This window comes from Luteimonas huabeiensis HB2 (assembly GCF_000559025.1).
Classification (GTDB): domain Bacteria; phylum Pseudomonadota; class Gammaproteobacteria; order Xanthomonadales; family Xanthomonadaceae; genus Luteimonas; species Luteimonas huabeiensis.
This window is the reverse complement of sequence record NZ_JAAN01000021.1, coordinates 35,931-61,492: the sequence shown is the minus strand read 5'-3', so window position 1 is coordinate 61,492 and position 25,562 is coordinate 35,931. Positions and strand designations below refer to the sequence as shown.

General features: G+C 74.4%; 25 protein-coding genes. All 25 read left to right on the top strand.

Annotation, left to right across the window (positions count from 1 at the left end; genetic code table 11):
• Position 1: 1 nt before the first annotated feature.
• Complete coding sequence (locus Z164_RS0108655) at positions 2–670, top strand: flagellar hook capping FlgD N-terminal domain-containing protein (RefSeq protein ID WP_024890312.1); 669 nt, start codon at positions 2–4, stop codon at positions 668–670.
• A 35-nt stretch (positions 671–705) separates the two neighbouring features.
• Positions 706–1,929: a flagellar hook protein FlgE gene (gene flgE / locus Z164_RS0108650; RefSeq protein WP_024890311.1), complete on the top strand. Its 1,224-nt coding sequence runs from the start codon at positions 706–708 to the stop codon at positions 1,927–1,929.
• Positions 1,930–2,093: 164 nt separating this feature from the next.
• Entirely contained in the window at positions 2,094–2,819 is a 726-nt protein-coding gene (locus Z164_RS0108645) for a flagellar basal body rod protein FlgF (protein ID WP_024890310.1), read from the top strand.
• 175 nt (positions 2,820–2,994) lie between these two features.
• Positions 2,995–3,780, top strand: a complete 786-nt coding sequence (gene flgG / locus Z164_RS0108640) for a flagellar basal-body rod protein FlgG (RefSeq protein WP_024890309.1) — start codon at positions 2,995–2,997, stop codon at positions 3,778–3,780.
• An 8-nt stretch (positions 3,781–3,788) separates the two neighbouring features.
• On the top strand, positions 3,789–4,484 hold the full coding sequence (gene flgH, locus Z164_RS0108635) for a flagellar basal body L-ring protein FlgH (RefSeq protein WP_024890308.1): 696 nt from the start codon (positions 3,789–3,791) through the stop codon (positions 4,482–4,484).
• A 26-nt stretch (positions 4,485–4,510) separates the two neighbouring features.
• On the top strand, positions 4,511–5,683 hold the full coding sequence (locus tag Z164_RS0108630) for a flagellar basal body P-ring protein FlgI (protein WP_081770130.1): 1,173 nt from the start codon (positions 4,511–4,513) through the stop codon (positions 5,681–5,683).
• Positions 5,683–6,798, top strand: coding sequence for a flagellar assembly peptidoglycan hydrolase FlgJ (gene flgJ / locus Z164_RS0108625; RefSeq protein ID WP_024890306.1), 1,116 nt, complete (start codon positions 5,683–5,685; stop codon positions 6,796–6,798). The genes Z164_RS0108630 and flgJ overlap by 1 nt, the downstream gene beginning before the upstream one ends.
• Before the next feature lie 8 nt (positions 6,799–6,806).
• A complete protein-coding gene (flgK, locus tag Z164_RS0108620; RefSeq protein WP_024890305.1) occupies positions 6,807–8,684 on the top strand; it encodes a flagellar hook-associated protein FlgK in 1,878 nt (625 codons plus the stop codon).
• Positions 8,681–9,883, top strand: coding sequence for a flagellar hook-associated protein FlgL (gene flgL / locus Z164_RS0108615; protein ID WP_024890304.1), 1,203 nt, complete (start codon positions 8,681–8,683; stop codon positions 9,881–9,883). Before flgK ends, flgL begins: the two co-directional genes overlap by 4 nt.
• A gap of 500 nt (positions 9,884–10,383) precedes the next feature.
• On the top strand, positions 10,384–11,553 hold the full coding sequence (locus Z164_RS0108610) for a flagellin (RefSeq protein WP_024890303.1): 1,170 nt from the start codon (positions 10,384–10,386) through the stop codon (positions 11,551–11,553).
• A 283-nt stretch (positions 11,554–11,836) separates the two neighbouring features.
• On the top strand, positions 11,837–13,219 hold the full coding sequence (gene fliD, locus Z164_RS0108605) for a flagellar filament capping protein FliD (RefSeq protein ID WP_024890302.1): 1,383 nt from the start codon (positions 11,837–11,839) through the stop codon (positions 13,217–13,219).
• A gap of 17 nt (positions 13,220–13,236) precedes the next feature.
• Positions 13,237–13,653 (top strand): flagellar export chaperone FliS, encoded by a 417-nt coding sequence (fliS, locus tag Z164_RS0108600; protein WP_024890301.1) that lies wholly within the window; start codon positions 13,237–13,239, stop codon positions 13,651–13,653.
• Positions 13,650–13,952, top strand: a complete 303-nt coding sequence (locus Z164_RS0108595) for a hypothetical protein (protein WP_024890300.1) — start codon at positions 13,650–13,652, stop codon at positions 13,950–13,952. Before fliS ends, Z164_RS0108595 begins: the two co-directional genes overlap by 4 nt.
• On the top strand, positions 13,949–14,509 hold the full coding sequence (locus Z164_RS0108590; protein WP_024890299.1) for a PilZ domain-containing protein: 561 nt from the start codon (positions 13,949–13,951) through the stop codon (positions 14,507–14,509). Before Z164_RS0108595 ends, Z164_RS0108590 begins: the two co-directional genes overlap by 4 nt.
• A gap of 79 nt (positions 14,510–14,588) precedes the next feature.
• The gene (locus tag Z164_RS0108585; protein WP_024890298.1) at positions 14,589–15,221 is read left to right on the top strand and encodes a response regulator; all 633 of its coding nucleotides are present in this window, start codon (positions 14,589–14,591) and stop codon (positions 15,219–15,221) included.
• A gap of 193 nt (positions 15,222–15,414) precedes the next feature.
• A complete protein-coding gene (rpoN, locus tag Z164_RS0108580; protein ID WP_024890297.1) occupies positions 15,415–16,824 on the top strand; it encodes an RNA polymerase factor sigma-54 in 1,410 nt (469 codons plus the stop codon).
• A gap of 9 nt (positions 16,825–16,833) precedes the next feature.
• Entirely contained in the window at positions 16,834–17,229 is a 396-nt protein-coding gene (locus tag Z164_RS0108575; RefSeq protein WP_024890296.1) for a response regulator, read from the top strand.
• Positions 17,226–18,647: a sigma-54 dependent transcriptional regulator gene (locus Z164_RS0108570; protein ID WP_024890295.1), complete on the top strand. Its 1,422-nt coding sequence runs from the start codon at positions 17,226–17,228 to the stop codon at positions 18,645–18,647. Before Z164_RS0108575 ends, Z164_RS0108570 begins: the two co-directional genes overlap by 4 nt.
• A gap of 172 nt (positions 18,648–18,819) precedes the next feature.
• Positions 18,820–19,200, top strand: coding sequence for a flagellar hook-basal body complex protein FliE (gene fliE, locus Z164_RS0108565; protein ID WP_024890294.1), 381 nt, complete (start codon positions 18,820–18,822; stop codon positions 19,198–19,200).
• A gap of 25 nt (positions 19,201–19,225) precedes the next feature.
• On the top strand, positions 19,226–20,917 hold the full coding sequence (gene fliF / locus Z164_RS0108560) for a flagellar basal-body MS-ring/collar protein FliF (protein WP_024890293.1): 1,692 nt from the start codon (positions 19,226–19,228) through the stop codon (positions 20,915–20,917).
• Positions 20,901–21,917 carry a flagellar motor switch protein FliG gene (gene fliG / locus Z164_RS0108555; protein ID WP_024890292.1) on the top strand — a complete coding sequence of 339 codons (1,017 nt, stop codon included), beginning with the start codon at positions 20,901–20,903 and terminating at the stop codon, positions 21,915–21,917. The genes fliF and fliG overlap by 17 nt, the downstream gene beginning before the upstream one ends.
• Positions 21,914–22,519, top strand: a complete 606-nt coding sequence (locus Z164_RS0108550) for a FliH/SctL family protein (protein WP_024890291.1) — start codon at positions 21,914–21,916, stop codon at positions 22,517–22,519. Before fliG ends, Z164_RS0108550 begins: the two co-directional genes overlap by 4 nt.
• Positions 22,516–23,937, top strand: a complete 1,422-nt coding sequence (locus Z164_RS0108545; RefSeq protein WP_024890290.1) for a FliI/YscN family ATPase — start codon at positions 22,516–22,518, stop codon at positions 23,935–23,937. Before Z164_RS0108550 ends, Z164_RS0108545 begins: the two co-directional genes overlap by 4 nt.
• Entirely contained in the window at positions 23,934–24,386 is a 453-nt protein-coding gene (fliJ, locus tag Z164_RS0108540) for a flagellar export protein FliJ (RefSeq protein ID WP_024890289.1), read from the top strand. The genes Z164_RS0108545 and fliJ overlap by 4 nt, the downstream gene beginning before the upstream one ends.
• Positions 24,383–25,396 carry a flagellar hook-length control protein FliK gene (locus Z164_RS20240; protein ID WP_024890288.1) on the top strand — a complete coding sequence of 338 codons (1,014 nt, stop codon included), beginning with the start codon at positions 24,383–24,385 and terminating at the stop codon, positions 25,394–25,396. The genes fliJ and Z164_RS20240 overlap by 4 nt, the downstream gene beginning before the upstream one ends.
• The last annotated feature ends 166 nt before the right edge of the window (positions 25,397–25,562 follow it).

Sequence of the window (25,562 nt, the reverse complement as noted above, 5' to 3'; positions counted from 1 at the left end):
CATGAGCGCCATTTCCAGCGATCTCCATTCCAGCCTCGGGCTGAGCGGCGCCGCCGCCGGCGCCGACAGGAAGAACGGCGCCCTCGGCCAGGCCGACTTCCTGCGCCTGATGACCGAGCAGCTCAAGCACCAGGACCCGCTGAACCCGATGGAGAACAGCGCCTTCCTCGGCCAGCTGGCGCAGTTCTCGACGGTACAGGGCCTGCAGGACCTCAACGGCACCGTGAACGGCTTCGCCGAGGCCATGAACACCGACCAGATCCTGCGCGGCGCGACCCTGGTCGGGCGCGAGGTGCTGGTGCCCTCGGCCCGGCTGGCGCTGGGCGAGGACGGCGGCGCCAGCGGCCTGGTCGCCGCGCCCGGCCCCGGCACGGTGACCTTCGAGGTCCGCGACGCCAACGGCCAGACGGTGCGCGAGTTCGCCGCCACCGCGACCGCCGCCGGCGAGGTGCCGTTCGCCTGGGACGGCACCGACGCCGGCGGCCAGCGCCTGCCCGCCGGCCAGTACGCGATCAGCGCGCGCTACACCGGCGCCGACGGCAGCGGCGGCTCGCTCGAGACCTACGTCCGCGGCCGCGTCGAGAGCGTCTCGGTCGGCAGCGACGGCCTCTATCTCGACCTGCAGGGCCTCGGCACCGCGCCGATCGGCTACGTGCTGCGCGTCGTCTGACCCTTCCGCCCGCGTTCCCTTCCACGGAGTCCGCCATGAGCTTCAACACCTCGCTGTCCGGCATCAACGCGGCCAACGCCGACCTCAACGTCACCGCCAACAATATCGCCAACGTCAACACCACCGGCTTCAAGGAATCGCGCGCGGAGTTCGCCGACCTGTTCTCCTACACCGCCTACGGGCTGGCCCGCAACGCGATCGGATCCGGGGTCAAGCTGAGCAACGTCGCCCAGCAGTTCTCGCAGGGCAGCATCGACCCGACCGGCCGCAACCTGGACATGGCCATCGACGGCGAAGGCTTCTTCACCCTGAGCAAGAACGGCGCGCGCGTGTACTCGCGCGCGGGCAACTTCCAGACCGATGCCCAGGGCTACGTCGGCACGCCCGAAGGCGCGCGCCTGCAGGTGTACCCGGCGCGCGCCGACGGCCAGGGCTTCGACATGGGCCGGGTCGGCGACCTGCAGTTGCTCACCACCGACAGCCCGCCGCGGCAGAGCCGGCTGGTCGAACTGACCGTCACCCTGCCCGGCAACGCCGCGGTCCCGGCGATGGCCGACTTCGATCCCGCCGAACCCGGCAGCTACAGCCATTCCAGCGGCGGCATCACCGTGTTCGACTCGCTGGGCGTCAGCCACGTGCAGACCTCGTACTTCGTCAAGACCGCCAACCCCAACGAATGGCGGGTGCACAACTACGTCGACGGCGAAGCGGTCGGCCAGCCCACGACGGTGCGGTTCTCCGACAGCGGCGCCCTGCTCGAACCCGCCGACGGCCGCATCGCGATGGACCCGTTCACTCCTTCCACCGGCGCCGGCGTACTGGACCTCTCGCTGGACCTGACCGGCTCCACCCAGTACGGCGAGACCTTCCAGCTGCGCGGCACCCGGCAGGACGGCTACGCCGCCGGCAAGCTCAACGAGATCAGCATCTCCGCCGACGGCGTGGTGTTCGCGCGCTATTCCAACGGCGCCGACACCGCGCTGGGCCAGGTCGCGCTGACCAGCTTCGTCAATCCGCAGGGCCTGCAGCCGCAGGGCAACAACACCTGGGCCGAGACCCACGCATCCGGCAGCCCGCGCACCGGCGCGCCGGACACCTCCGACTTCGGTCAGATCCAGGCCGGCGCGCTGGAATCCTCCACCGTCGACCTGACCGAGCAGCTGGTCAACATGATCGTCGCCCAGCGCAACTTCCAGGCCAACGCGCAGATGATCTCCACCCAGGACCAGGTCACGCAGAGCGTCATCAACATTCGTTGATGACGCGGGGGCCGGGGGCCAGCGGCCGGAGGCCAGGGGCCAGGGGCCAGGGGCCAGGGGCCGGGGGCCAGGGGCCAGGGAAAAGCGTCCCTGCGCCCCCTGACCCCTGACCCCTGGCCTCTGACCCCTGACCCCTGACCCCTGACCCCTGACCTCACGTCGCCATGACCGGCGCCCGCGCCACGCTGCAGGCGCAGGGGACGGTGGCGCACAACCTGGCCAACGCCGACACCGCGGGCTTCAAGGCGGCGCTGGCGAACGCCCGCTCGTTCCCGGTCGAGGGCGCAGGCTTCGCTTCGCGCATCGCCGCGATGCACGTCGATCAGGGCTTCGACGCCCGCGTCGGCGCGCAGCGGGTGACCGGCAACGCGCTCGACGTCTCGCTGCGGCCCGACCGCTGGCTGGCGGTGCAGGCGGCCGACGGCGGCGATGCCTACACCCGCGCCGGCAACCTGTCGCTGACGCCGAACGGGCAGCTCCTCGCCGGCGGCGGCCGCCCGCTGCTGGGCGAGGACGGGCAGCCGCTGGCGATCCCGCCGCACCAGGCGATGGAAATCGGCCACGACGGCACCGTCTCGGTGATCCCGCTGGGCGAAGGCCCGCAGACCCTGGCCATCGTCGGCCGCATCCGCACGGTCGAGGCCGCGCCCGAACGCCTGGCGCGCGGCGCCGACGGGCTGATGCGCAACGCCCAGCCGCAGCAGCCGCTGGCGCAGGCTGCCGGCGACGCCCTGACCACCGGCGCGCTGGAAGCCAGCAACGTCGATGCCGCCGGCGCGCTGGTGCAGATGATCCAGTTGCAGCGGCAGTTCGAGATGCAGGTGAAGCTGATCCAGCGCGGCGACGACAACGCGCAAGCGGCCAACAGCCTGCTGCGGCTGGGCGGCTGAATGTGACGGGGCCAGGGACCAGAGGCCAGAGGTCAGAGGTCAGGGAAAAAACGCACCTGCGCTTTTCCCTGGCCCCTGGCCCCTGGCCCCTGGCCCCTGACCCCTGGCCCAGGCACGCCGCTTGCATCCCTTCCATCCGACGGCGCCGAGGCGCCCGCATTGAGAGGAACGCGCAATGAACCAGGCCCTCTGGGTCGCCAAGACCGGTTTGGACGCGCAGCAGACGCGGATGTCGGTGGTGGCCAACAACCTCGCCAACACCAACACCACCGGCTTCAAGCGCGACCGCGCCAACTTCGAGGATCTGCTGTACCAGCAGGTGCGCCAGCCCGGCGGCGCCAGCTCGGCGCAGACCCAGTTACCCACCGGCCTGCAGCTCGGCACCGGCGTGCGCGTGGTGTCCACCGCCAAGGACTTCAACCAGGGCAACCCGCAGCAGACCGGCCGCGCGCTCGACGTGATGATCAACGGCCGCGGCTTCTTCGAGGTGCTGCTGCCCGACGGCACCCCGGCCTACACCCGCGACGGCGGCTTCCAGATCAACCCGCAGGGCGAGCTGGTCACCGCCAGCGGCTTCCCGGTGCAACCGGGCATCCAGGTGCCCGAGGGCGCGCAGTCGATGACCATCGGCAACGACGGCACCGTCACCGTGCAGATCGCCGGCGAGGCGCAGGCGCTGGAGATCGGCGCGCTGACCATCGCCGACTTCGTCAATCCGGCCGGCCTGCAGGCGCGCGGCGAGAACCTGTATTTGGAGACCACCGCCTCGGGGCCGGCGCAGAACGGCACGCCCGGGCTCAACGGCCTCGGCCTGATCGAGCAGGGCGCGCTGGAGGGCAGCAACGTCAACGTGGTGGAGGAGCTGGTCAGCATGATCGAGACCCAGCGCGCCTACGAGATGAACGCCAAGGCGATCTCCACCACCGACGCGATGCTGGGCTATCTCAACAACAACGTCTGAGGCCGCGCATGGACCGTTCCGCTTCCCGCCTCCGCTTCGCCTGCGCGCTCGCCGCGCCGGCGCTGCTGGCCGGCTGCGTCGCCGCCGGCGACGTGCGCCCCTACCCGCCGCTGGCGCCGCTGCCGGTCGCCGCGGCCCATGCCGCGCCTGCCGCGCAGGGCGCGATCTACCAGGGCGGCGCCGGCGGCCTGTCGCTGTTCGGCGACAAGCGCGCGCGCGAGGTCGGCGACCTGCTGACCATCCTGCTGGTGGAGAACACCACCGCGCAGACCAACGCCAGCACCCGGATCGGCAAGGAGAGTTCGATCGACATCGGCGCGCCGAACCTGTTCGGCGCCCCGGTCACGATCGACGGCCGCGAAGTGCTGGGCGCCTCCGCGCAGGGCGCGCGCGACTTCGACGGCAACGGCCGCAGCACGCAGAGCAACCGCGTGCAGGGCAGCGTGACGGTGACGGTGGTGCAGCGCCTGCCCAACGGCAACCTGGTGGTCGAGGGCAGCAAGCACCTGCGCCTGAACCAGGGCGACGAACTGGTGCAGGTGCAGGGCATCGTGCGCCCGTCCGACATCGGCCCCGACAACAGCGTGTCGTCCAACCGCGTCGCGGAGGCGCGCATCGTCTACGGCGGCCGCGGCGCCATCGCCCAGTCCAACGCGATGGGCTGGCTGGCGCGGTTCTTCCATTCGCGGTTGTATCCGTACTGAGGGGCAGGGACGTCATGAAGATCGCGATGAGGGACCGGGGACCCGGGGCCAGGGGCCAGGGAAAAGACGAGGTCCGCCGCAAGCCCCGCTTCCCCTGGCCCCTGGCCTCCGGCCTCTGGCCCCTGCTCTTCCTGCTCGCCCTCCCCCTCCAAGCCCAGGAGCGGATCAAGGATCTGGCCAGCGTCGGCGGCGTGCGCGGCAACGCGCTGGTCGGCTACGGGCTGGTGGTCGGCCTGGACGGCAGCGGCGACCGCACCAGCCAGTCGCCGTTCACCGTGCAGAGCCTGCGCAACATGCTCAACGAGCTCGGCGTGACGGTGCCGCCGAACGTCAACCCGCAGCTCAAGAACGTGGCCGCGGTGGCCATCCACGCCGAGCTGCCGCCGTTCGCGAAACCTGGGCAGACCATCGACGTCACCGTGTCCTCGATCGCCAACGCGGTGTCGCTGCGCGGCGGCACCCTGCTGATGGCGCCGCTCAAGGGCGCCGACGGCCAGGTCTACGCGATCGCCCAGGGCAGCCTGGTGGTCGGCGGCTTCGGCGCGCAGGGCCGCGACGGCTCGCGGGTCTCGGTCAACGTGCCCAGCGTCGGCCGCATTCCCAACGGCGCGACCGTCGAGCGCGAGGTCGGCGGCGGCTTCGGCGGCGACGGCGAGCTGACGCTCAACCTCAACCGCGCCGACTTCACCACCGTCTCGCGCATGGTCGCCGCGCTCGACGCCCGCTTCGGCGCCGGCACCGCGCGCGCCGTGGACGGCGTCACCGTGGCCGTGCGCGCGCCCTACGACCCGGCCGCGCGGATCGGCTTCCTGGCCCAGCTCGAGAACGTCGAGCTGACCCCGGGCGCGGCGCCGGCCAAGGTCATCGTCAACTCGCGCACCGGCACCGTGGTCATGGGCGCGCAGGTCAAGGTGCTGCCGGCGGCGATCGCCCACGGCTCGCTCAGCGTGACCATCACCGAGAGCATGGACGTCAGCCAGCCCGCGCCCTTCGGCCGCGGCGCCACCGTGGTCGCGCCGCGCTCGGACGTGGCCATCGACCAGGACGGCAGCCGCATGTTCCGCTTCGCCGGCGGCACCTCGCTGGACGAGATCGTGCGCGCGGTCAATGCGGTCGGGGCCGCGCCGGGCGACCTGATCGCGATCCTGGAAGCGCTCAAGCAGGCCGGCGCGCTGCGCGCGGAGCTGGAGGTGATCTGATGCGCATCGCCGCCGCGCCGATCGGGCTGGAGAGCGCGCCGCGCCCGGACGCGGCGCGGATCGACGCGGCCGCGCGCGAGTTCGAGGGCGTGTTCGCGCGGATGCTGGTCAAGAGCATGCGCGACGCCAGCTTCGGCGATGCGCTGTTCCCCGGCGAGAACACCCTCTACCGCGACCTCTACGACCAGCGCCTGGCGAAGTCGCTGACCGAGGGCCGCGGGCTGGGCCTGGCGGCGACGATCGCCCGCCAGCTCGGCGGCGCGACGCAGGCGCCGCCGCCGCTCGACACCGCGCTGGGCGCCGGCGCGCCCGGCGATCCGGCGCCGGCGGCCGCGCCCGCGGAGGGGGCGCGCCTGCTCGACCTGATCGCCGGCCGCCCGCCAAGGGCCGACGACGCGCCCGCCGAGCCGGCGCGCTCGCCGCTCGACGGGCTGGTCGATCGCCTGCTCGCGCGCGCGCAGCCGGCGGTCGAGGCCGCCGCGGACGCGGTCGCCGCGGTGCCGGCGGCGCTGGAATCGGCCGCCCGCGCCGCCGCCGAGGGCTTCGCCCCGCGTTCGCCGGAGCGCTTCGTCGCCTCGATCTGGTCGCACGCCCAGGCCGCCGCCCGCGAGCTGGGCGTGGACGCGCGGGCGCTGGTCGCGCAAGCCGCGCTGGAGACCGGCTGGGGCCGGCGCAGCATCCAGCGCGGCGACGGCGACAGCGCGCACAACCTGTTCGGGATCAAGGCCGCCGGCTGGCAGGGCGAGCGCGCCACCGCCACCACCCACGAGTACGTCGACGGCGCGCGCCGCAGCGAGCGCGCCGAGTTCCGCGCCTACGCCTCGCCGGCCGAAAGCTTCGCCGACTACGTGCGGCTGCTGAAGCAGAACCCGCGCTACCGCCAGGCGCTGGAATCCGGCGGCGACGTGCGCCGCTTCGCCGGCGCGCTGCAGCGCGCCGGCTACGCCACCGATCCGCGCTACGCCGACAAGATCAGCGCGATCGCCCAGGGCCCGACGCTCGCGCGCGCGCTGTCGGCGATCGACCGCGTGGCCGCCGGCGCGGGCGACGCCGTCCACATCGCACGCGACGCGGTCCGCACCGCCGGCGCCGCCGCCCGCGCCCTCACCCGCTAGAGACCGCCATGCCCGACGCCCTGTCCACCGGCACCAGCGCCCTGCTCGCCTTCCAGCGCGCCCTGTCCACGGTCAGCCACAACGTGGCCAACATCGAGACCGCCGGCTACAGCCGTCAGCGCGTCGAGATGGAGACCCGCAATCCCGCCTACGTGGGCGTGGGCTACATCGGCGGCGGCACCCGCGTCGGCGGCATCCACCGCGTGGTCGACGAGCTGGCGAACGCGCGCCTGATCGACAGCGGCGGCGAGCTCGCGCGCCTGCAGCAGTTGTCCAGCCTGTCCAACCGCGTCGACAAGCTGATGTCCGACGGCGCCACCGGCGTGGCCGGCCTGTGGTCGGGCTTCTTCGACGCGGTCAGCGCGCTGTCGGCCAACGCCGCGGCGCCGGCCGAACGCCAGAACGTGCTCGGCCAGGCCAACGCGCTGGCGACCCGCTTCCAGCAGTTGCAGGGCCAGTTCGATGCGATGTCGGCCGAGGTGGACGCCGGGCTCGCGGCCGGCGCGGAGGAGATCAACCGCCTGGCCGAGGAAATCGCGCGGCTCAACGGCCGCATCGGCAGCGCCGCCGACGCCGCGCCGGACCTGCTCGACCGCCGCGAGCGCCTGATCGCCGAACTGGTCGGCTACACCGGCGGCAGCGCGCACCCGCAGGACGGCGGCGCGGTCAACGTGTTCACCGCCGGCGGCCAGGCGCTGGTGGTCGGCACCCAACCGTCCCGCCTGGGCACCGTGGCCGATCCCTACCGCCCGGGCCGCGTGCAGCTGGCGCTGGAATCGCAGGGCCAGAGCGTGCGCCTGGACGAGCGCGCGATCGGCGGCCGCCTGGGCGGCCTGCTGGAGTTCCGCAGCCAGGTGCTCGACCCCACCCAGGCCGAGCTGGGCCGCATCGCGGTGGGGCTGGCCAGCCGCTTCAACGCCGGGCACGCCGCCGGCGTGGACCAGTACGGCCAGCCGGGTGGCGCCTTCTTCTCCATCCCGGCCCCGCACGTGGCCGCCCACGCCGGCAACGCCGGCGACGCCGCGCTCGGCGCGACGATCGGCGACCCCGGCGCGCTCGACGGCCGCGACCTGCTGCTGCAGTGGCGCGACGGCGCCTGGACCGCCGCACGCGCGGACACCGGCGAGCCCGTGCCGCTGACCGGCAGCGGCACCGCCGCGGATCCGTTGCGCGTGGGCGGCGTCGAACTGGTGGTGTCGGGCGCGCCCGCCGAGGGCGATCGCTTCCTGCTGCAGCCGACCGCGCAGGCCGCCGGCGGGCTGGCGGTGGCGATCTCGGACCCGGCGCGCATCGCCGCGGCCGCCCCGGTCCGCGCGCAGGCCGCGCTCGACAACCTCGGCACCGGCATCGCCGGTGCCGTGCGCGCGATCGACGCCTCGCATCCCGCGCTGCGCACGCCGGCGACGATCGAGTTCATCGACGCCGACCACTACACCATCGACGGCGAAGGCCCCTACCCCTACGCCCCGGGCGAGGTCATCGCCGCCAACGGCTGGTCGTTCGTGCTCGACGGCGTTCCGGCGGCCGGCGACCGCTTCGAGATCCGGCCCACCGGCGCGGGCTCCAGCGACAACGGCAACGCCGCGCTGCTCGCCGGGATCGACGATGCGCGCGTGCTCGACGGCGGCCACCTCAGCCTCAACGGCGCGATCTCCGGCCTGACCACCCGCGTCGGCTCCGCCGCGCGCCATGCCGGCTACGCCGCCGAGGCGCAGGCCGCGCTGCACGCCCAGGCGCAGTCCGCGCGCGACTCGGTCTCCGGCGTCAACCTCGACGAGGAGGCGGCCAACATGCTCCGCCTGCAGCAGGCCTACCAGGCCGCGGCGCAGATCATCTCCACCGCCGACACCCTGTTCCAGACCGTCCTCGGAGCCGTGCGCCGATGAGCGAGCGCATTTCCACCAGCATGCTCTACAGCCAGTCGATCGCCAGCCTGCAGGCCAAGCAGGCGCGGCTGGCGCATCTTCAGCAGCAGCTGGCGACCGGGCAGAAGCTGCTCACCGCCAAGGACGATCCGGTGGCCGCCGGCGCCGCGGTCGGCCTGGACCGCGCGCTGGCCGAGCTGGAGCGCTTCGGCGCCAACGCCGACACCGTGCTCAACCGGCTCGGCCTGCAGGAGAACGCGCTGGAGCAGGCCGGCAAGGTACTGGCGCGGGTCTCCGAACTGACCGTGCAGGCCAACAGCGCCGGCGCCTCCGCGGCAGACCGCAAGACCATCGCCGCGGAGATCGCGAGCCTGCGCGACGCCCTGCTCGACCTGGCCAACGGCAGCGACGGCAGCGGCCGCTACCTGTTCGGCGGCACCGCCGACGACCGCGCGCCCTTCGCCGCGGCCGCCGGCGGCGTGGTCTACAACGGCGACCAGACCCAGCGCCGGGTGGAGATCGGCCCGCAGATGTTCGTCGCCGACGCCCTGCCCGGCAGCGAGGTGTTCCTGCGCGTGCGCACCGGCGACGGCCGCATCGACGCCGCCGCCGAGGCCGGCAACGCCGGCACCGGCGTGCTGGCCCGCTCGCAACTGGCCGACGCCTCCGCCTGGGACGGCGGCCGCTATCGCGTGGTGTTCGAGGCCGACGCCGCCTACCGCGTCGAGGACGCCGCCGGCCAGACCGTGGCCAGCGGCGAGTACGTCGCCGGCGAAACGATCGCGTTCGCCGGGCTGCAACTGGTCGTGCAGGGCGAGCCGGCGGAGGGCGACGCGTTCTCGATCGGCCCGGCCGGCACCCGCGACGTGTTCGCCACCCTCGACGGCCTGATCGCGGCCCTCGAAAGCCAACCGACCAGCGACGCCGAGCGCGCCGCGCAGCAGAACGCGCTGCAGACCGCATTGCGCGACATCGGCACCGCGCAGGGCCACTTCATCGACGCGCGCGCCAGCGGCGGCGCGCAGCTGGCGCTGATCGACACCACCGACGCCCTGCGCGACGCGCAGACGCTGACCCTGGAAAGCACGCTGTCGGGCATGCGCGATCTCGACATGGTCGAAGCCTATTCGCGTTTCACCCTGGAAAAGACCGCGCTCGAAGCCGCGCAGCTGAGCTTCATGCAGATGCAGCAGCTGTCGCTGTTCAAGCTGATCCGCTGACCGACAGCCCCGCGCGCCCGCCGCGAGCGGGCCTACGCGCATCCTGTTTTTCCCTTGCCCCGCAAGCGGGGGGGCATCGTGTTTTTTCCTTCCCCCGCGAGCGGGGGAGCATCTTGTTTTCCCTTCCCCCGCAACGCTTGCGGGAGAAGGAGCAACATGCCCCCGCTTGCGGGAGAAGGGACGACATGGCCCCGCTTGCGGGAGAAGGGACGAGATGCACCCGCTTGCGAGAGAAGGAACGACACGGTTCCGCTCGCGGAAGAACCTGCGGAAGACGACGTCGCCTCCGCGCCACGGGGCGACTTGATTCGCCCTGGCGGCCGGCACGGCGGCCGGTCGCGGCCACGCCTGACGCGCGCGCCATCCCCGCTAAAGGTCGGTCCCCGGGCGCCGTTAACCCCTACAGCAGAGGACAGGGCCGCATCCACGGCATCCCCCTGCGGAGCCCCCCGGCCAGGCCCTGTACCCGTGCCGGATTCCCACCCAAGGAGACCCGCGTCATGTCCGTCATCAACACCAACACCATCGCGCTGAACGCGCAGCGCAACCTGGCCACCAACAGCGCCAGCCTGTCCACCACGATCCAGCGCCTGTCCTCGGGCCTGCGCATCAACAGCGCCAAGGACGATGCCGCCGGCCTGGCGATCTCCGAGCGCTTCAGCACCCAGATCCGCGGCATGAACCAGGCCGCGCGCAACGCCAACGACGGCATCTCGCTGGCGCAGACCGCCGAGGGCGCGCTGGGCGAGATCGGCAACAACCTGCAGCGCATCCGCGAACTGGCGGTGCAGTCGCGCAACGCCACCAACTCCGCCTCCGACCGCCAGGCGCTCAACGCCGAGGTCGAGCAGCTCAAGGCCGAGATCCAGCGCGTCGCCGAGCAGACCCAGTTCAACGGCACCAACCTGCTCGACGGCAGCTTCTCCGGCGCGGTGTTCCAGGTCGGCGCCAACCAGGGCCAGACGATCACCGTCGATGGCATCACCAACGCCAACACCGCCAATCTCGGCCAATGGACCGCGCCGACCGAGCCCGCCCGGATCGCGCTGACCGCCGCCGACCTCGCGGCGCCGACCGGCGACGTCGACGCGGGCTTCGGCTACGCGGAAGCCACCATCACCGTCAACGGCACCGAGCTGACGCTGGCCGCGGTCGCGGACGCCGCGACCGCGGACGCGGCGCGTGAAGCCCGCCTGGCGCAGATCCAGAGCGCCTTCGCCGGCGTCCAGGGCGTCAGCGCCTCCACCGCCGACGGCACCCTGACCATCGTCTCCAACGCCGACATCGAGATCGCCGACGGCGCCGCCGTCGCCGCCGCCCTGGTCAGCGCCGAGACCACGCCCGGCGAGGCGGTCACCGGCTTCGCCGCTGAGACCGTGCTCACCACCGAGGCCGCCGACCGCATGATCCTGGCCATGGACGCCGCCCTGGGCGCGGTCAACTCGGCGCGCGCCGACCTGGGCGCGGTGCAGAACCGCTTCAGCTCGGTGGTCGCCAACCTGCAGACCAGCTCGGAGAACCTGTCGGCCTCGCGCAGCCGCATCATGGACACCGACTTCGCCAAGGAGACCGCGGAGCTGTCGCGCACGCAGATCCTGCAGCAGGCCGGCACCGCGATGCTGGCGCAGGCCAACCAGATCCCGCAGAACGTGCTGAGCCTGCTGCGCTGATCCCTTCGCCGCGCCCGCGGGCGCACGCGACCACGCGAACCCCCGGCTTCGGTCGGGGGTTTCGCTTTGCGCGCGCGGCGGGTTCCCGGCCAGCGAGGCGCGATGCCGGCCGTGGCTTGCCGTCGTCCGCGCAAAACCGCGGCGCCCGGCGCGAGCGCGCGCCGCCGTATCGCCGGCATGCCGCTTGCATGCCTCAAGAACCGCGGCGAGACGCCGCTATCTGCAGTGGCCGCCGCTGCGCGGCGCGAAGCGCTCCGGCCGGCCCCGGGGCATGGAGACAGGCATGGCGGACTATTCCTTCGGCTACGGCGGCGTCGGCTCCGGGCTAGACATCAGCACCATGGTCAACCAGCTGGTGGCGGCCGAGCGCGCGCCGCAGGAGTCGCGGCTGAACAAGCTGGAATCGGCGGCCAAGTTCAAGCTCTCGGGCCTGGCCAGCGTCGGCGCCGCGTTCTCCAGCCTGAAATCGGCGCTCGATGCGCTGCAGAAGGCCGACGCGCTCGGCGCGCGCACCGCCACCTCCAGTTCCCCGGGCAGCGCCGCCGGCGCCGACGACGTGCTCGGCGCCAGCGCCGGCCGCAATACCCCGGTGGGCCGCTACACGGTGGAGGTGCTGCAGCTGGCCACCGCGCACAAGCTGCAGGGCGCCGGCGTGGCCCCGGACACCCGCTTCGGCGCCGGCACGCTGCGGCTGACCATCGGCGAGGAAAGCGTGGACGTCGAGATCGCCGCCGATGCCACCCTCGCCGACGTGCGCAGCGCGATCACCGATGCTGCCGGCCGCTACGGCGTGCAAGCCGCGCTGCTGACCTCCGACGCCGGCCATCACCTCAGCCTGGGCGCTACCAAGACCGGCACCGAGTACGCCCTCGGCCTGCAGCTGGTCGAGGGCGGCGCCGACCTGCAGTGGCTCGTCGACGGCCTGCAGGAGCAGTCGCCCGCGGCCGACGCCCGGATCGTGATCGACGGCCTGCTGACCACCTCGGCCAGCAACACCGTGACCGACGCGGTGCCCGGCCTGTCGCTGAAGCTCAAGCAGCCCGGCACCAGCACCGTCGAGGTCGCCACCGACCCGGCCGGCAGCCGGGCGGCGGTGGAATCCTTCGTCAAGGCCTACAACGCGGCACTGAAGGCGATCTCCACCGCGACCGCCTACAACGCCGAGACGCAGACCCCGTCGGCGCTGACCGGCGACGCGCAGATGCGCGGCGCCGCCTCCCAACTGCGCAACGTGATGGGCGAGCTGCTGAGCGGGCTGGCCGCGCAGGGCCTGGACGCCAAGACCCTGGGCCTGCAGACGCAGGGCTATCCCAGCGCCGACGGCAGCCTGGTGCTCGACGCCGCCAAGTTCGACGCCGCGATGGCCGCCAACGCCGGCCAGATCGCCGCCGCCTTCACCGGCCCGGACGGCGTGGCGGCCACGCTCAACGAGGCGGTGAAAGGCTACATCGGCACCGACGGCGCGTTCACCCTGCGCAACCAGGGTCTCAACGACCAGATCGAGGCCGTGGCCCGCCAGCGCGAAGCCCTCGACACCCGCATGCAGAGCGTGGCCGAACGCTACCGCGCGCAATTCGTCGCGCTGGACTCGCTGATGGCGCGGATGACCACCACCAGCAACTACCTCTCGCAACAGCTCGCGGCGCTGGCCGCGCAGACGGGCTGACCGCCAGGAGCCGCCCCATGATGCCCCGTGCCTACGCCCAGCAGTACCGCCAGACCCAGCTCGACGGCGCGGTGATGGACGCCGATCCGCACCGCCTGGTCGCCCTGCTGCTGGGCGGCGCCTGCGAGCGCATCCGCCTGGCCGAAGCCTGCCTCGCCCGCGGCGACCACGCCCGCAAGGGCAAGGCCATCGGCGAGGCCTGCGCGATCGTCGGCCATCTCGACGGCTCGCTCGACCACGAAGCCGGCGGCGAGATCGCCGCCAACCTGTCGGCGCTGTACGACTACGTGGTGCGCCGCCTGACCGAGGCCAACCTGCACAACGACGGCGAAGCGCTGGGCGAATCGCTGGCGCTCTTGGGCGAGATCTCGCAGGCCTGGAACGCGATCGCGCCCGACCAGCGCGGCGGCCGCGCCGCGGGCGCGCCGGCATGAGCGCGCCCGGCCTGCAGGCCCTGCACGCCGGCCTCGCGGCGCTCGGCGAGGCCGTGGGCCGCGACGACCTGGAGCGCGCCGACCGGATCCTGGCCGACTACGACCTCGCCCTGCGCCGCTACGTCGAGCAGGCCGGGACGCAGGCGCCGCTGGACGGCCTGCGCGAGCTGCTGCGGCTGCAGAACGCGGTGGTCGCCGACCTGCGCGCGCGCCGCCAGCGCGCCGCCGACGCGCTGCGCCAGGACCGGCAGGCGCGCTGCGCGCAGCGCGCCTACGCCTCCGCCGGGACCGCACCGTGACCGGGACCGCGCCGGCGCAGGCCGAACGACGCCTGTTCGACGGCGTGCTGAGCTGCGAGCTGGTGCTGCCGGCCGCGCTGCTGCCCGCCGCCGGCCCGGACCGCCAGGGGCAGGCCGCCGCCCTGCTGGGCGCGCTCGCGCAGGTGGAGGATCTGCGCAAGGACGAACCCGGCGACGAGCACGGCGAGCTGCCGCTGCTGGCGCAGCGCATGGACGCCAAGCTCGACCTGATCCTGGCCCTGCTGGGTCGCCTGGCGCGGCAGGCCGACGGCCTGCCCGAGCGCGCGCTGCGCTGGTCCGCGCGCGGCCTGCGCCTGGAGCTGGACACCGCCACGGCGCCGTCGCCGGGCGATCCGGTGCGGCTGCGCCTGCAGCCCGCCGACTGGCTGCCCGATCTCGTCGAGCTGCCCGCCTCTGCGATCGCGCGCGAGGATCGCGACGGCGCGACGCGGGTGTGGATCGCCTTCGACGCCCTGCGCGCCGACCTCGCCGAGGCGATGGAACGGCACCTGTTCCGCCTGCACCGCCGCCAGGTGGCCGAACAGCGCCGGCGGTGATCGCGGGCTTGGCTTATGCTTCGTGGCCGGGTCCGCTCCAGGACCCGCGCCCACCAGGCCCGGAGAAGAAGCGATCCCCGTGCGCGTGCTGATCGTCGACGACCATACCCTCGTGCGGGCCGGCCTCAGCCGGCTGCTGCAGGGCTTCGAGGGCGTGGACGTGTGCGGCGAAGCCAGCCGCGCCGACGAAGCGCTCGACCTGAGCCTGATCCACCGCCCCGACCTGGTGCTGATGGATCTCTCCCTGCCCGGCCGCAGCGGCCTGGAGGCGATGACCGCGATCCTGGCCGAACTGCCCGCCACCCGCGTGCTGATGATGTCGATGTACGACGACGCCCAGCACGTGCGCGGCGCGCTGGAGCGCGGCGCCGCCGGCTTCATCGTCAAGGACGCCGCGCCGCTGGAACTGGAACTCGCCCTGCGCACCGCCGCCGCCGGCCAGACCTTCCTCAGCCCGCGGCTGTCGTCGCGGATGATGGCGCCGATGCTCGGCCGCGAGAAACCCGTCGGCATCGACGCGCTGTCGCCGCGGCAGCGGCAGATTCTCGGCATGATCGGCGGCGGCCTGAGCAACAAGGAGATCGCCGCCGAGCTCGGCATCAGCGTCAAGACCGTCGAGACCCATCGCGCGCGGATGATGGAAGCGCTCGGCTGCCGCCGCGCCACCGACCTGCTGCTGCTCGCCGCCCGGCATCGGCAGGTGCCGACTTAGCGGCCGGATGCGCGCCGCCGCTTCCGGCGCGCCGATCGACCGACGCCGAGCGACAGCCGCGATGTCGGGAATTCCCCGACATCCGTCGGGACCGCCCCGGCCCTGACCGGAATCCCCCCGATACCCTTTCCGTCGCGGCCCGCGCACGATGTCGCCCAGCGCGCCGCCTTGCCGGCGCGGGGGGACCATCGCGATGAAGACCACCGCCACCGCCTCGATGCAGCTGGGGCAGGCGCTGCAGATGACGCCGCAGTTGCTGCAGTCGATCCGGCTGCTGCAGCTCGACGGTCTGCAGCTGGAGCTGGAAATCCGGCGCACGCTCGAGCACAACCCGTTGCTGGAGCTGGAGGCCGAGGAGGTCGCCGCGCCCGCCGAGGCGGAGCCGGCGCGGGCCGTGGTCGAGACGGCGGCGTTCGACGAGCTGCCGGAGCCGTCGATGTGGGACGTGCCGGCGGGCGGGTGGTCCGAGGGCGCCGACGACGGGCTGCAGCGCATCGCCGCGGGCGAGTCGACCGATCCGCAGCTGCGCATCCTGCAGCGGCTGGCGACCAGCTTGGCCGCCGACGAGTTGGAGATCGCGGCATTCTGGCTGGAGCACTGCGACGACGCCGGCTACCTGACCGCGCCGCTGGAGGCGCTGACGCTGCGCGCCTGCGCCCGCTTCGACCGCGCCGCGGCGCGGGTGGAGGCGGTGCGCCAGCGGCTGCTGCACGGCGATCCCGCGGGCGTGGCCGCGCGCGATCTGCGCGAGTGCCTGCTGGCGCAGCTGGCCGCCCTGCCCGGCCGCGTGCCGGGCCGGCGCCTGGCGGCGCGCATCCTGGCCGAGGCGCTGGCGCCGCTGGCCGCGCACGACCTGGCCGCGATCGCCGCCAGGCTGGGGCGCGACGAAGCCGACGTGCGCGAGGCGGTGCGGCTGATCCTGTCGCTGGACCCGCGCCCGGGCGAGGCCGGCGCGCCCGAGACGGCCGCGGCGGTGGTGCCCGACGCCGTGGTCAGGCGCATCGATGGCGGCTGGCAGGTGGCGCTGAACCCGGCGGCGGCGCCGCGGGTGGCGCTGCACGCCGGCTACGAGCGCGCGGTGGGCGAGTCCGGCGGCGCGGCGATGCGCGAACTGCTGCACGAGGCGCGCTGGTTCGCGCGCGCGCTGTCGATGCGCTACGACACCCTGCTGCGCACCGCGCGCGCGATCGTCGAGCGCCAGGCTGCGTTCCTGGAACGCGGCGAGGAGGCGATGGCGCCGCTGACCCTCAAGGAGATCGCCGACGCCATCGGCATGCACGAATCCACGGTCTCGCGCATCACCACCGGCAAGTACCTGCAGACCCCGCGCGGTACCATCGAGATGAAGCGCTTCTTCGCGGTGCGGCTGGAAGGCGCGAGCGTGTCGGGCGCCGCGGTGCGGGCGATGGTGCGGCGCCTGATCGAGGCCGAGCCTGCGCAGCGGCCGCTGGCCGACGAGGCGATCGCCGCGCTGCTCGCCCGCCAGGGGGTGCGCATCGCGCGCCGCACCGTGGCCAAGTACCGCGAGCAGCTGGGCATCGCCCCGGCGCGCGCGCGCGGCCGCGGCGGGTGCCCCCCTTCCCTGCTGGCCCGCGCGGGCTGAGGAACCCGGATGGACACCATCACCGTCCTGCTCGTCGACGACCACGAAGGCTTCATCAACGCCGCGCTGCGCCACTTCCGCAAGGTGCCGTGGCTGCGGGTGGTCGGCACCGCCGGCAACGGCCTGGAGGCCATCGAGCGCTCCGAGGCGCTGCGGCCGCGGGTGGTGCTGATGGACCTGGCCATGCCGGAGATGGGCGGCCTGCAGGCCGCCCGGCTCATCAAGGCCCAGGACGATCCGCCCTACATCGTCATCGCCAGCCATTTCGACGACGCCGAGCATCGCGAGCACGCCACCCGCGCCGGCGCCGACAACTTCGTCAGCAAGCTGTCCTACGTCCAGGAGGTCATGCAGATCCTCGAAGGGCTGCACGACGCCGGCGACGCCACCGGAGACCCCTCATGAGCGAACCCCGCATCCTCGTCATCGACAGCGATGGCGGCCGCGCCGAGCGCCTGTGCACGCTGCTGGAGTTCATGGACCTGCGCCCGCGCTGGGTGGCCGACGCCGCCGAGGTGGCGCTGGCGCGGCACCGGCCCAGCGACTGGATGGCCGTCCTGGTCGGCGAGCTCGGCGAGGCCGCGCCCGCGCGCGCCTTCTTCGGCTGGCTGGCGCAGGCCGGGCTGCCGCCGCCGGTGCTGGTGCTCGACCAGGAACCGGCGGCCTTCGCCGCGGCGCACGGCCTGCACCCGGCCGGGGTGTGGCCGCTGGAGTCCCCGCTGCGCCACGCCCAGCTGGAGAACCTGCTGCGCATGGCCAGCCTGCGCCGGATCGATGCCGACGCGCAGTCCGGCGCCGGCCGCGGCCCCACCGGCGCCAGCGCGGCGGTGCAGCGGCTGCGGCGGATGATCGAGCAGGTGGCGCCGTTCGACACCACCGTGCTGGTGCTGGGCGAGTCCGGCAGCGGCAAGGAGGTCGCCGCGCGCGCCATCCACGAGCGCTCGCCGCGCCGCGACGGCCCGTTCGTGGCGATCAACTGCGGCGCGATCCCGGCGGAACTGCTGGAGAGCGAGCTGTTCGGCCACGAGAAGGGCGCCTTCACCGGCGCGCTGACCGCGCGCAAGGGCCGCTTCGAGATGGCCGAGGGCGGCACCCTGCTGCTCGACGAGATCGGCGACATGAGCCTGCCGATGCAGGTCAAGCTGCTGCGCGTGCTGCAGGAGCGCTGCTTCGAGCGCGTGGGCGGCAACCGCTCGATCGAGTGCGACGTGCGGGTGATCGCCGCGACCCACCGCGACCTGGAGGCGCGCATCGGCGAGGGCCAGTTCCGCGAGGACCTGTTCTACCGCCTCAACGTGTTCCCGATCGAGATGCCGTCGCTGCGCGAGCGGCGCGAGGACCTGCCCGAGCTGGTGCGCACCATCGCCGCGCAGCTGGCGCGCAGCGGCCGCGGCGAGATCCGCTTCGCCGCCGACGCGCTGGACGCGCTGGCCGGCTACGCCTGGCCGGGCAACGTGCGCGAGCTGAGCAACCTGGTCGAGCGCCTGGCGGTGCTCAACCCCGGCGGCCTGGTGCGCGCGGCCGACCTGCCGCAGCGCTACCGCGAGCACCTGGCGGCCGCGCCCGCCGGCGTCGCCGCGACGACCGCTCAGGCGCCCGCACCGCGCGCGGATGCGGCCGACGCCGCCACCGCGGCCTTGCCCGAGGACGGCCTGGACCTGCGCGACCACATCGCCGGGATCGAACTGCGGCTGATCCGCGAGGCGCTGGCGCGCACCGGCGGCGTGGTCGCGCACGCCGCGCAACTGCTGGGCCTGCGCCGCACCACGCTGGCGGAAAAGCTGCGCAAGTACGGCATCGAGCGCGAACTGGCGGGGGCGTGAGGGCCGGGGGCCAGAGGCCAGAGGCCAGGGGCCAGGGGTCAGCGAAAGCCTGAAGGCACGATCGAAGCCCTGCTCCCCCTGACCCCTGACCCCTGACCCCTGGCCTCTGGCCCCTGCCCCCCGGCACGCGCCTTGCATCGGTCGGTTCGTCCCGTGCACGCCGACGTTTCGCATGAGCCATTCGGTCGATTCGATCCTCTCGCAGATCCGCAGCTACCAGAGCCAGATGGGCGTGCCGCGGCCGGCGGTGGCCGCCGACGCGCCGCGCAGCGACGCGATTCCGTCGCCGGGCGCGATCGGCGCGCCGGGAAGCGTCGCCGGCGCGGCGACGCCCAGCTTCGGCGCCACCCTGCGCAACGCGCTGGAGGGCGTGAACGCCGCCCAGCACCGCACCGGCGAGCTGGTGCGCGCGTTCGAGCTGGGCGAGCCGGGCGCGGACCTGGCCAAGGTGATGGTGGCCGCGCAGCACTCCCAGGTCGCCTTCCGCGCCACCGTCGAGGTCCGCAACCGGCTCGTCCAGGCCTACCAGGACGTCATGAACATGCCGCTCTGATCGCGGCCCCGACCGAGGACACCACGTGGCGATTTCGCTTTCCAAGGGCGCGCTCAAGGCGGGCCAAGCCGGCGACAAGGCGGTCGAGGTGCTCGACCGCCTGGAGAAGATGCAACTGGCGCGGCGGCTGGGGAAGATGCTGCTGCTGGCCGCGGCGATCGCGATCGGGCTGATCGTGTTCTTCTGGTCGCAGAAGCCGGGCTACGTGCCGCTCTACGCCGGGCTCGACGCCAAGGCCACCGCCGAGGCCACCGACCTGCTGCGCGCGGCGCAGATCCCGTTCGAGATCGACCGCGCCACCGGCGCGATCTCGGTGCCGGAAGCGCACGTCCACGACGCGCGGCTGAAGCTGGCCGGCTCCGGCCTGACCGAGTCCGGCCGCCTGGGCTTCGAGCTGATGGAACGCGATCCCGGCTTCGGGGTGAGCCAGTTCGTGGAGAATGCGCGCTACCAGCACGCGCTGGAGACCGAGCTGGTACGCACCATCGCCGCGCTGCGCCCGGTGCGCGACGCGCGCGTGCACCTGGCGATCCCGAAGCCCTCGGCCTTCACCCGCCAGCGCGAGGCGGCCAGCGCCTCGGTGGTGCTGGAACTGCGCGGCGGCGCCGCGCTCGAGCGCGGCCAGGTGGACGCCATCGTGCACCTGGTCGCCTCCAGCATTCCCGACCTGGCGCCGGAACGGGTCACCGTGGTCGACCAGAACGGCCGCCTGCTCAGCAACGACGGCCAGGACCCGGCCGCGGCGCTGAGCGCGCTGCAGTTCGAGCAGGTGCGCCGGCAGGAGACCTCGTTCAACCAGCGCATCCGCGAGCTGCTGGAACCGATGACCGGCCCCGGCCGGGTCAATGCCGAGGTGACCGTGGACATGGACTTCTCGGTCAGCGAGGAGGCGCGCGAGCTGTACGCCGCCGATCCGCCGAAGCTGCGCAGCGAGCAGGTCAGCGAGACCGCCACCCGCGACGGCGGCCCGCAGGGCATTCCCGGCGCCACCAGCAACCTGCCCGAGACCGTCGACGACCCGGGCGTGGAGGCGGCGGTGGCCGCGGCCGCCAGCGCGCCGGGCGACACCTCGCGCAGCGCCACCCGCAACTACGAGCTCGACCGCACCCTGCAGCACGTGCGGCAGCCGCCGGGCCGCATCCGCCGGGTCACCGCGGCGGTGCTGGTGGACCACGTGCCGCGCGCGGGCGCCGACGGCGCCGCGTCGTTGCAGCCGCTGACCGACGCCGAACTGCAGCGCATCGAGGCGCTGGTGCGGCAGGCGGTGGGCTTCGATGCCGCGCGCGGCGACGTGGTCTCGGTGATGAACGCGCCGTTCGTGCGCGAGGACGCCGGCGAGCCCGCCGGGCCGGCCTGGTGGGAACGGCCGCTGCTGCACGACATCGCCCGCCTGCTGCTGGGCGCGGCGGTGGTGCTGGCGCTGCTGTTCGGCGTGGTGCGCCCGGCGGTGCGACAGATCGCCGGGCCGATGCCGCGCCGCCGCGACGACGCCGCGCAGGCGCAGCTGTCGGCGCCCGGCGACGACGACGGCGCGCTGCCGGCGCTGGCCGAGGACACCGCGCGGATCTCCGCCGCGGGGCCCGGCCCCGCGCCGATCGCGCTGGCCTCGGACGCCTACGAGGACCGCGTGCGGCAGGCCCGCGAGGCGGTGAAGACGGATTCCAAGCGCGTGGCGCAGGTGGTCAAGGGGTGGTTGGGCGATGAAGCAGCCGTCTAGCGGTGACGGCCTCACCGGGGTGCAGCGTGCGGCGGTGCTGCTGCTGTCGCTGGGCGAGGCCGACGCGGCCGAGGTGCTCAAGCACATGGCCGCGAAGGAAGTGCAGAAGCTCGGGCTGGCGATGGCCACCGTGGGCGCGGTCAGCCGCGAGCAGCTGCTGGGGGTGATGGAGGAATTCCACGCCGCGCTGGAGCGGCAGACCTCGCTGGGCGTGGGCGCCGACGACTACATCCGCGCGGTGCTGGTGCAGGCGCTTGGCGCGGACAAGGCCGGCAGCCTGATCGACCGCATCCTGCTCGGCCGCAACACCACCGGCCTGGACACGCTCAAGTGGATGGACCCGCGCGCGGTGGCCGACCTGGTCCGCCACGAGCACCCGCAGATCATCGCCATCGTGCTCTCGCACCTGGACCCCGACCAGGCCGCCGACACCCTGAAGCTGCTGCCCGAGCGCGCGCGCGCCGACGTGCTGCTGCGCATCGCCACCCTCGACGGCATCCCGCCCAACGCGCTCAACGAACTCAACGAGATCATGGAGCGCCAGTTCGCCGGCAACCAGAACCTGAAGTCCTCGGCGGTGGGCGGGGTCAAGGTGGCCGCCAACATCCTCAACTTCATGGACTCCGGCCAGGACCAGAGCCTGCTGGGGGCGATCCGCAAGATCGATGAGCCGCTCGGCCAGCGCATCCAGGACCTGATGTTCGTGTTCGACGACCTGGTCGAGCTGGACGACCGCGCCTTGCAGACGCTGCTGCGCGAGGTCTCCGGCGAGCGCCTCGGCGTCGCCCTGCGCGGCGCCGACGTGCGCGTGCGCGAGAAGATCACCCGCAACATGTCGCAGCGCGCCGCCGAGATCCTGCTCGAGGACATGGAGGCGCGCGGGCCGGTGCGGCTGTCCGACGTGGAGGCGGCGCAGAAGGAGATCCTGGGCATCGTGCGGCGGCTGGCCGACGAGGGCGCGATCGCGCTGGGCGGCGGCGCCGCCGAGGAACTGGTATGAACGCGGTGCGCTGGCGCGCGCCGGCCCTGGACGCGCCGCCGCCGGCCGAACCCGCGCCGGTCGCGCCGCCGCGCCCGCCCTCGCTGCAGGAGATCGAGCGCATCCGCGAGCAGGCGCGCGAGGAAGGACTGGCCGAGGGCCTGGCGCGCGGGCATGCCGAGGGCCTGGCCCAGGGCCAGGCCGAGATCCGCCGGCTGACCGCGCAGATCGAGGGCATCCTGGACAACTTCTCGCGGCCGCTGGCGCGGCTGGAGAACGAAGTGGTCGCCGCGCTGGGCGAGCTGGCCGCGCGCATCGCCGGCGGCCTGGTCGGCCGCGCCTACGAGGCCGATCCCGGCCTGCTGGCCGAGCTGGTCGCCGAGGCCGTCGAGGCGGTGGGCGGCGCGGCGCGCGAGGTCGAGGTGCGGCTGCACCCGGACGACATCGCCGCGCTGGCGCCGCTCTTGTCGCTGCCCGAGGCCGCGCGGCTGTCGCCGGACCCGGCGCTGGCGCGCGGCGACCTGCGCGTGCACGCCGAGAGCGTGCGCATCGACGGCAGCCTCGATGCGCGCCTGCGCGGCGCGATCGAGACCGTGCTGCGCCGCGCCGGGGCCGGCGCATGAGCGCCGCGCCCGCCCAGGCCGGCGCGCGCGCCGCCGCCCTGCCCGCGGCCGATCCCGCCGACTGGCTGGCCGCGCGCAACCTGCGCCTGGCCGCGCGGCTGGACGCCACCGGCCCCGACCCCTCCGCCGGCCGCGGGCTGATCCGCGAGGGCATCCTGCGCCGCGCGGTCGGGCTGACCCTGGAAGCGGTCGGCTGCGAGGCGCCGATGGGCGCCACCTGCAAGGTGGAAGTCGCCGACGGCGGCTGGGTCGAGGCCGAGGTCGTCGGCTTCGCCGGCGAGCGCACCTCGCTGATGCCCAGCGCCGAGCTGCACGGCCTGCTGCCGAACGCGCGGGTGGTGCCGGTGCGCCGCCGCGGCGGCGTCGAGGTCGGCGAGGGCCTGCTCGGCCGCGTGATCGACAGCGACGGCATCCCGCTCGACGGCAAGGGCACGGTGCGCGCCGAGGGCAGCGTCGGCATGGCCGGCACGGCGATCAACCCGCTCGCGCGCGAGCCGATCACCCAGCCGCTGGACGTGGGCGTGCGCGCGATCAACGCGTTGCTGCCGATCGGCCGCGGCCAGCGCGTGGGCCTGTTCGCCGGCTCCGGCGTCGGCAAGTCGACGCTGCTGGGCATGATGACCCGCTTCACCGCCGCCGACGTGATCGTGGTCGGCCTGATCGGCGAGCGCGGCCGCGAGGTGCGCGACTTCGTCGAGACCACCCTGGGCGAGGACGGCCTGAAGCGCGCGGTGGTGGTCGCCGCGCCGGCCGACCGGCCGCCGCTGGCGCGCCTGCACGGCGCCTACCGCGCCACCGCCATCGCCGAGTGGTTCCGCGACCAGGGCCTCAACGTGCTGCTGCTGATGGACTCGCTGACCCGCTTCGCCCAGGCCCAGCGCGAGATCGGCCTGTCGGTCGGCGAGCCGCCGACCACCCGCGGCTACCCGCCGAGCGTGTTCGCCAAATTGCCGGCGCTGGTCGAGCGCGCCGGCAACGGCGCCAAGGGCCGCGGCTCGATCACCGCGTTCTACACCGTGCTCACCGAGGGCGACGATCCGCAGGACCCGATCGCCGACGCCGCGCGCGCGATCCTCGACGGCCACATCCTGCTGTCGCGACGGATCGCCGACGCCGGGCTGTACCCGGCCATCGACGTCGAATCCTCGGTCAGCCGCGTGGTCACCGAGATCGCCGACGCGGCCTGGCGCGAGCGCATCCGCGCGCTCAAGCGCCTGGTCGCGGCCTATAACGCCAACCGCGACCTGATCGCCATCGGCGCCTACCAGCGCGGCGGCGATCCGGTCGTCGACGAGGCGCTGGCGCGCTGGCCCGGGATCGTCGGCTTCCTGGGCCAGGACATCGCCCATGCCGCCGACCTGGACCACAGCCGTCGGGCGCTCGAACGCCTGCTGCACCCGGAGGAACCCGCCGCATGACCTCGTCCCGCCGCATCGATCCGCTGTTGAACCGCGCCCAGGACCACCAGGACGCGATCGCGCGCGCGCTCGCCGAGCGCCAGCGCACGCTGGCCCAGCACGAGGCGCGGCTGGAGGAGCTGCGCCGCTACGCCGAGGACTACGCGCAGAGCCAGCTCGCCGCCACCAGCCCGGCGCAGCTGGCCAACCGCCGCGCCTTCCTCGATCGGCTGCAGAGCGCGGTCGAGCAGCAGAGCCGCACCGTGGACCACAGCCGGCAGACGGTCGAGGTCGAGCGCGGCCGGCTGCTGCTGGCCAGCCGCGACAAGCAGGTGCTGGAACAGCTGGCCGCCAGCTACCGCGCGCAGGAGCGCCAGGTCGACGAGCGCCGCTCGCAGCGCGAGCTGGACGACCTGGGCGCGCGGCGCGCCCGGCTGGCCGCGCAGGCCGCCGAGGGCGCCGGCCCATGACGCCGGTGGTGCCGGCGATGCCGACCGCCGCCGGCGCGTCCCCGGCGCCGCGCGGCGCGCGGGCGCCCGCCGCCGCCGACGACGGCTTCGCCCGCGCGCTCGCGCGGCGGCAGCCCGCCGCGCCGGCCGGCGAGGGCGAAGGCGGCGACGCGGCGCCGGCGCAACGGCCGGCACCGGAGCAGGCCACGCCCGACGAGACCGCACCCGAGGCCCCCTACGGCGCCGCGATCGCGCCCACGGCGCCGGCGCAGCCGCAGTGGCCGCCGCCAGGACTCGCCGCGCTGGGGCTGGCCGAACCGCCCGCCGCCGCCGCCGCGCCGCCCGGCGGCGAGGCCCCTGTCGTTCCCGCGCCGAGGCCGGCGGCGCCCCCCGGCGCGCCCGCCGCGGGCGCTCTGCCGACCGCGGGCGCCCTCGCCATGCCCGCGGCAGCGGCGGCGGTCGCGGAACCGGAACCGGACCTCGCCGCGCCCGCCGCCGAGGCCGCGCCGCCGGCCGACACGGGCGACGCCGAGCCGCCGTCGTTCGCGTTGCCTTCGCTGCCCGCGCCCGTCGCGCCGCGCGAGGCAGCGGCGCCGCCCGCAGCGCCGCTGCCGCCGGCCGAAGTCGGCGCCGACGACTTCGGCGAACGCGTCGGCGCGCAATTGCACTGGGCGGCCGAGCGCGGCATCGGCCATGCCCGCATCCGCGTCTCGCCGCAGGACCTGGGCCCGGTGGAGGTCCGCCTGCGCCTGGACGGCGACCGGCTCTCGGCCGACTTCGTCGCCGCCCAGCCCGAGGTGCGGCAGGCGCTGGAACAGCAGCTGCCGCGGCTGCGCGAACTGCTCGGCGAGCAGGGCTTCGTGCTGGCGCACGCCGACGTCGGCGGCCAGGGCGCGCAGCGCGACGGGCCGATGGCCGACGCCGACGCGCCCGCGCGGCACGACGCTGCCGGCGCCGCCGACATCGCGTCGGCGACCGCGCCCGCCGGCGCGCGCGCGCCGCGTCGCGGCCTGCTCGACGCCTACGCCTGACGCCGGGAAACCGGCGCGCCCGGCGGCGACGGCTTTCCGGCGCCACCTCGCCGGTCGCCGCGCGCCCGCTGCCTGCGCGACGCGTTCCCGGCGCGGCGTCGGCGGGCGACGGGGACGCCAACGCGCACGCACCCGCGATCGCCGCCTCGCCCGCCCCGCGCCCGCA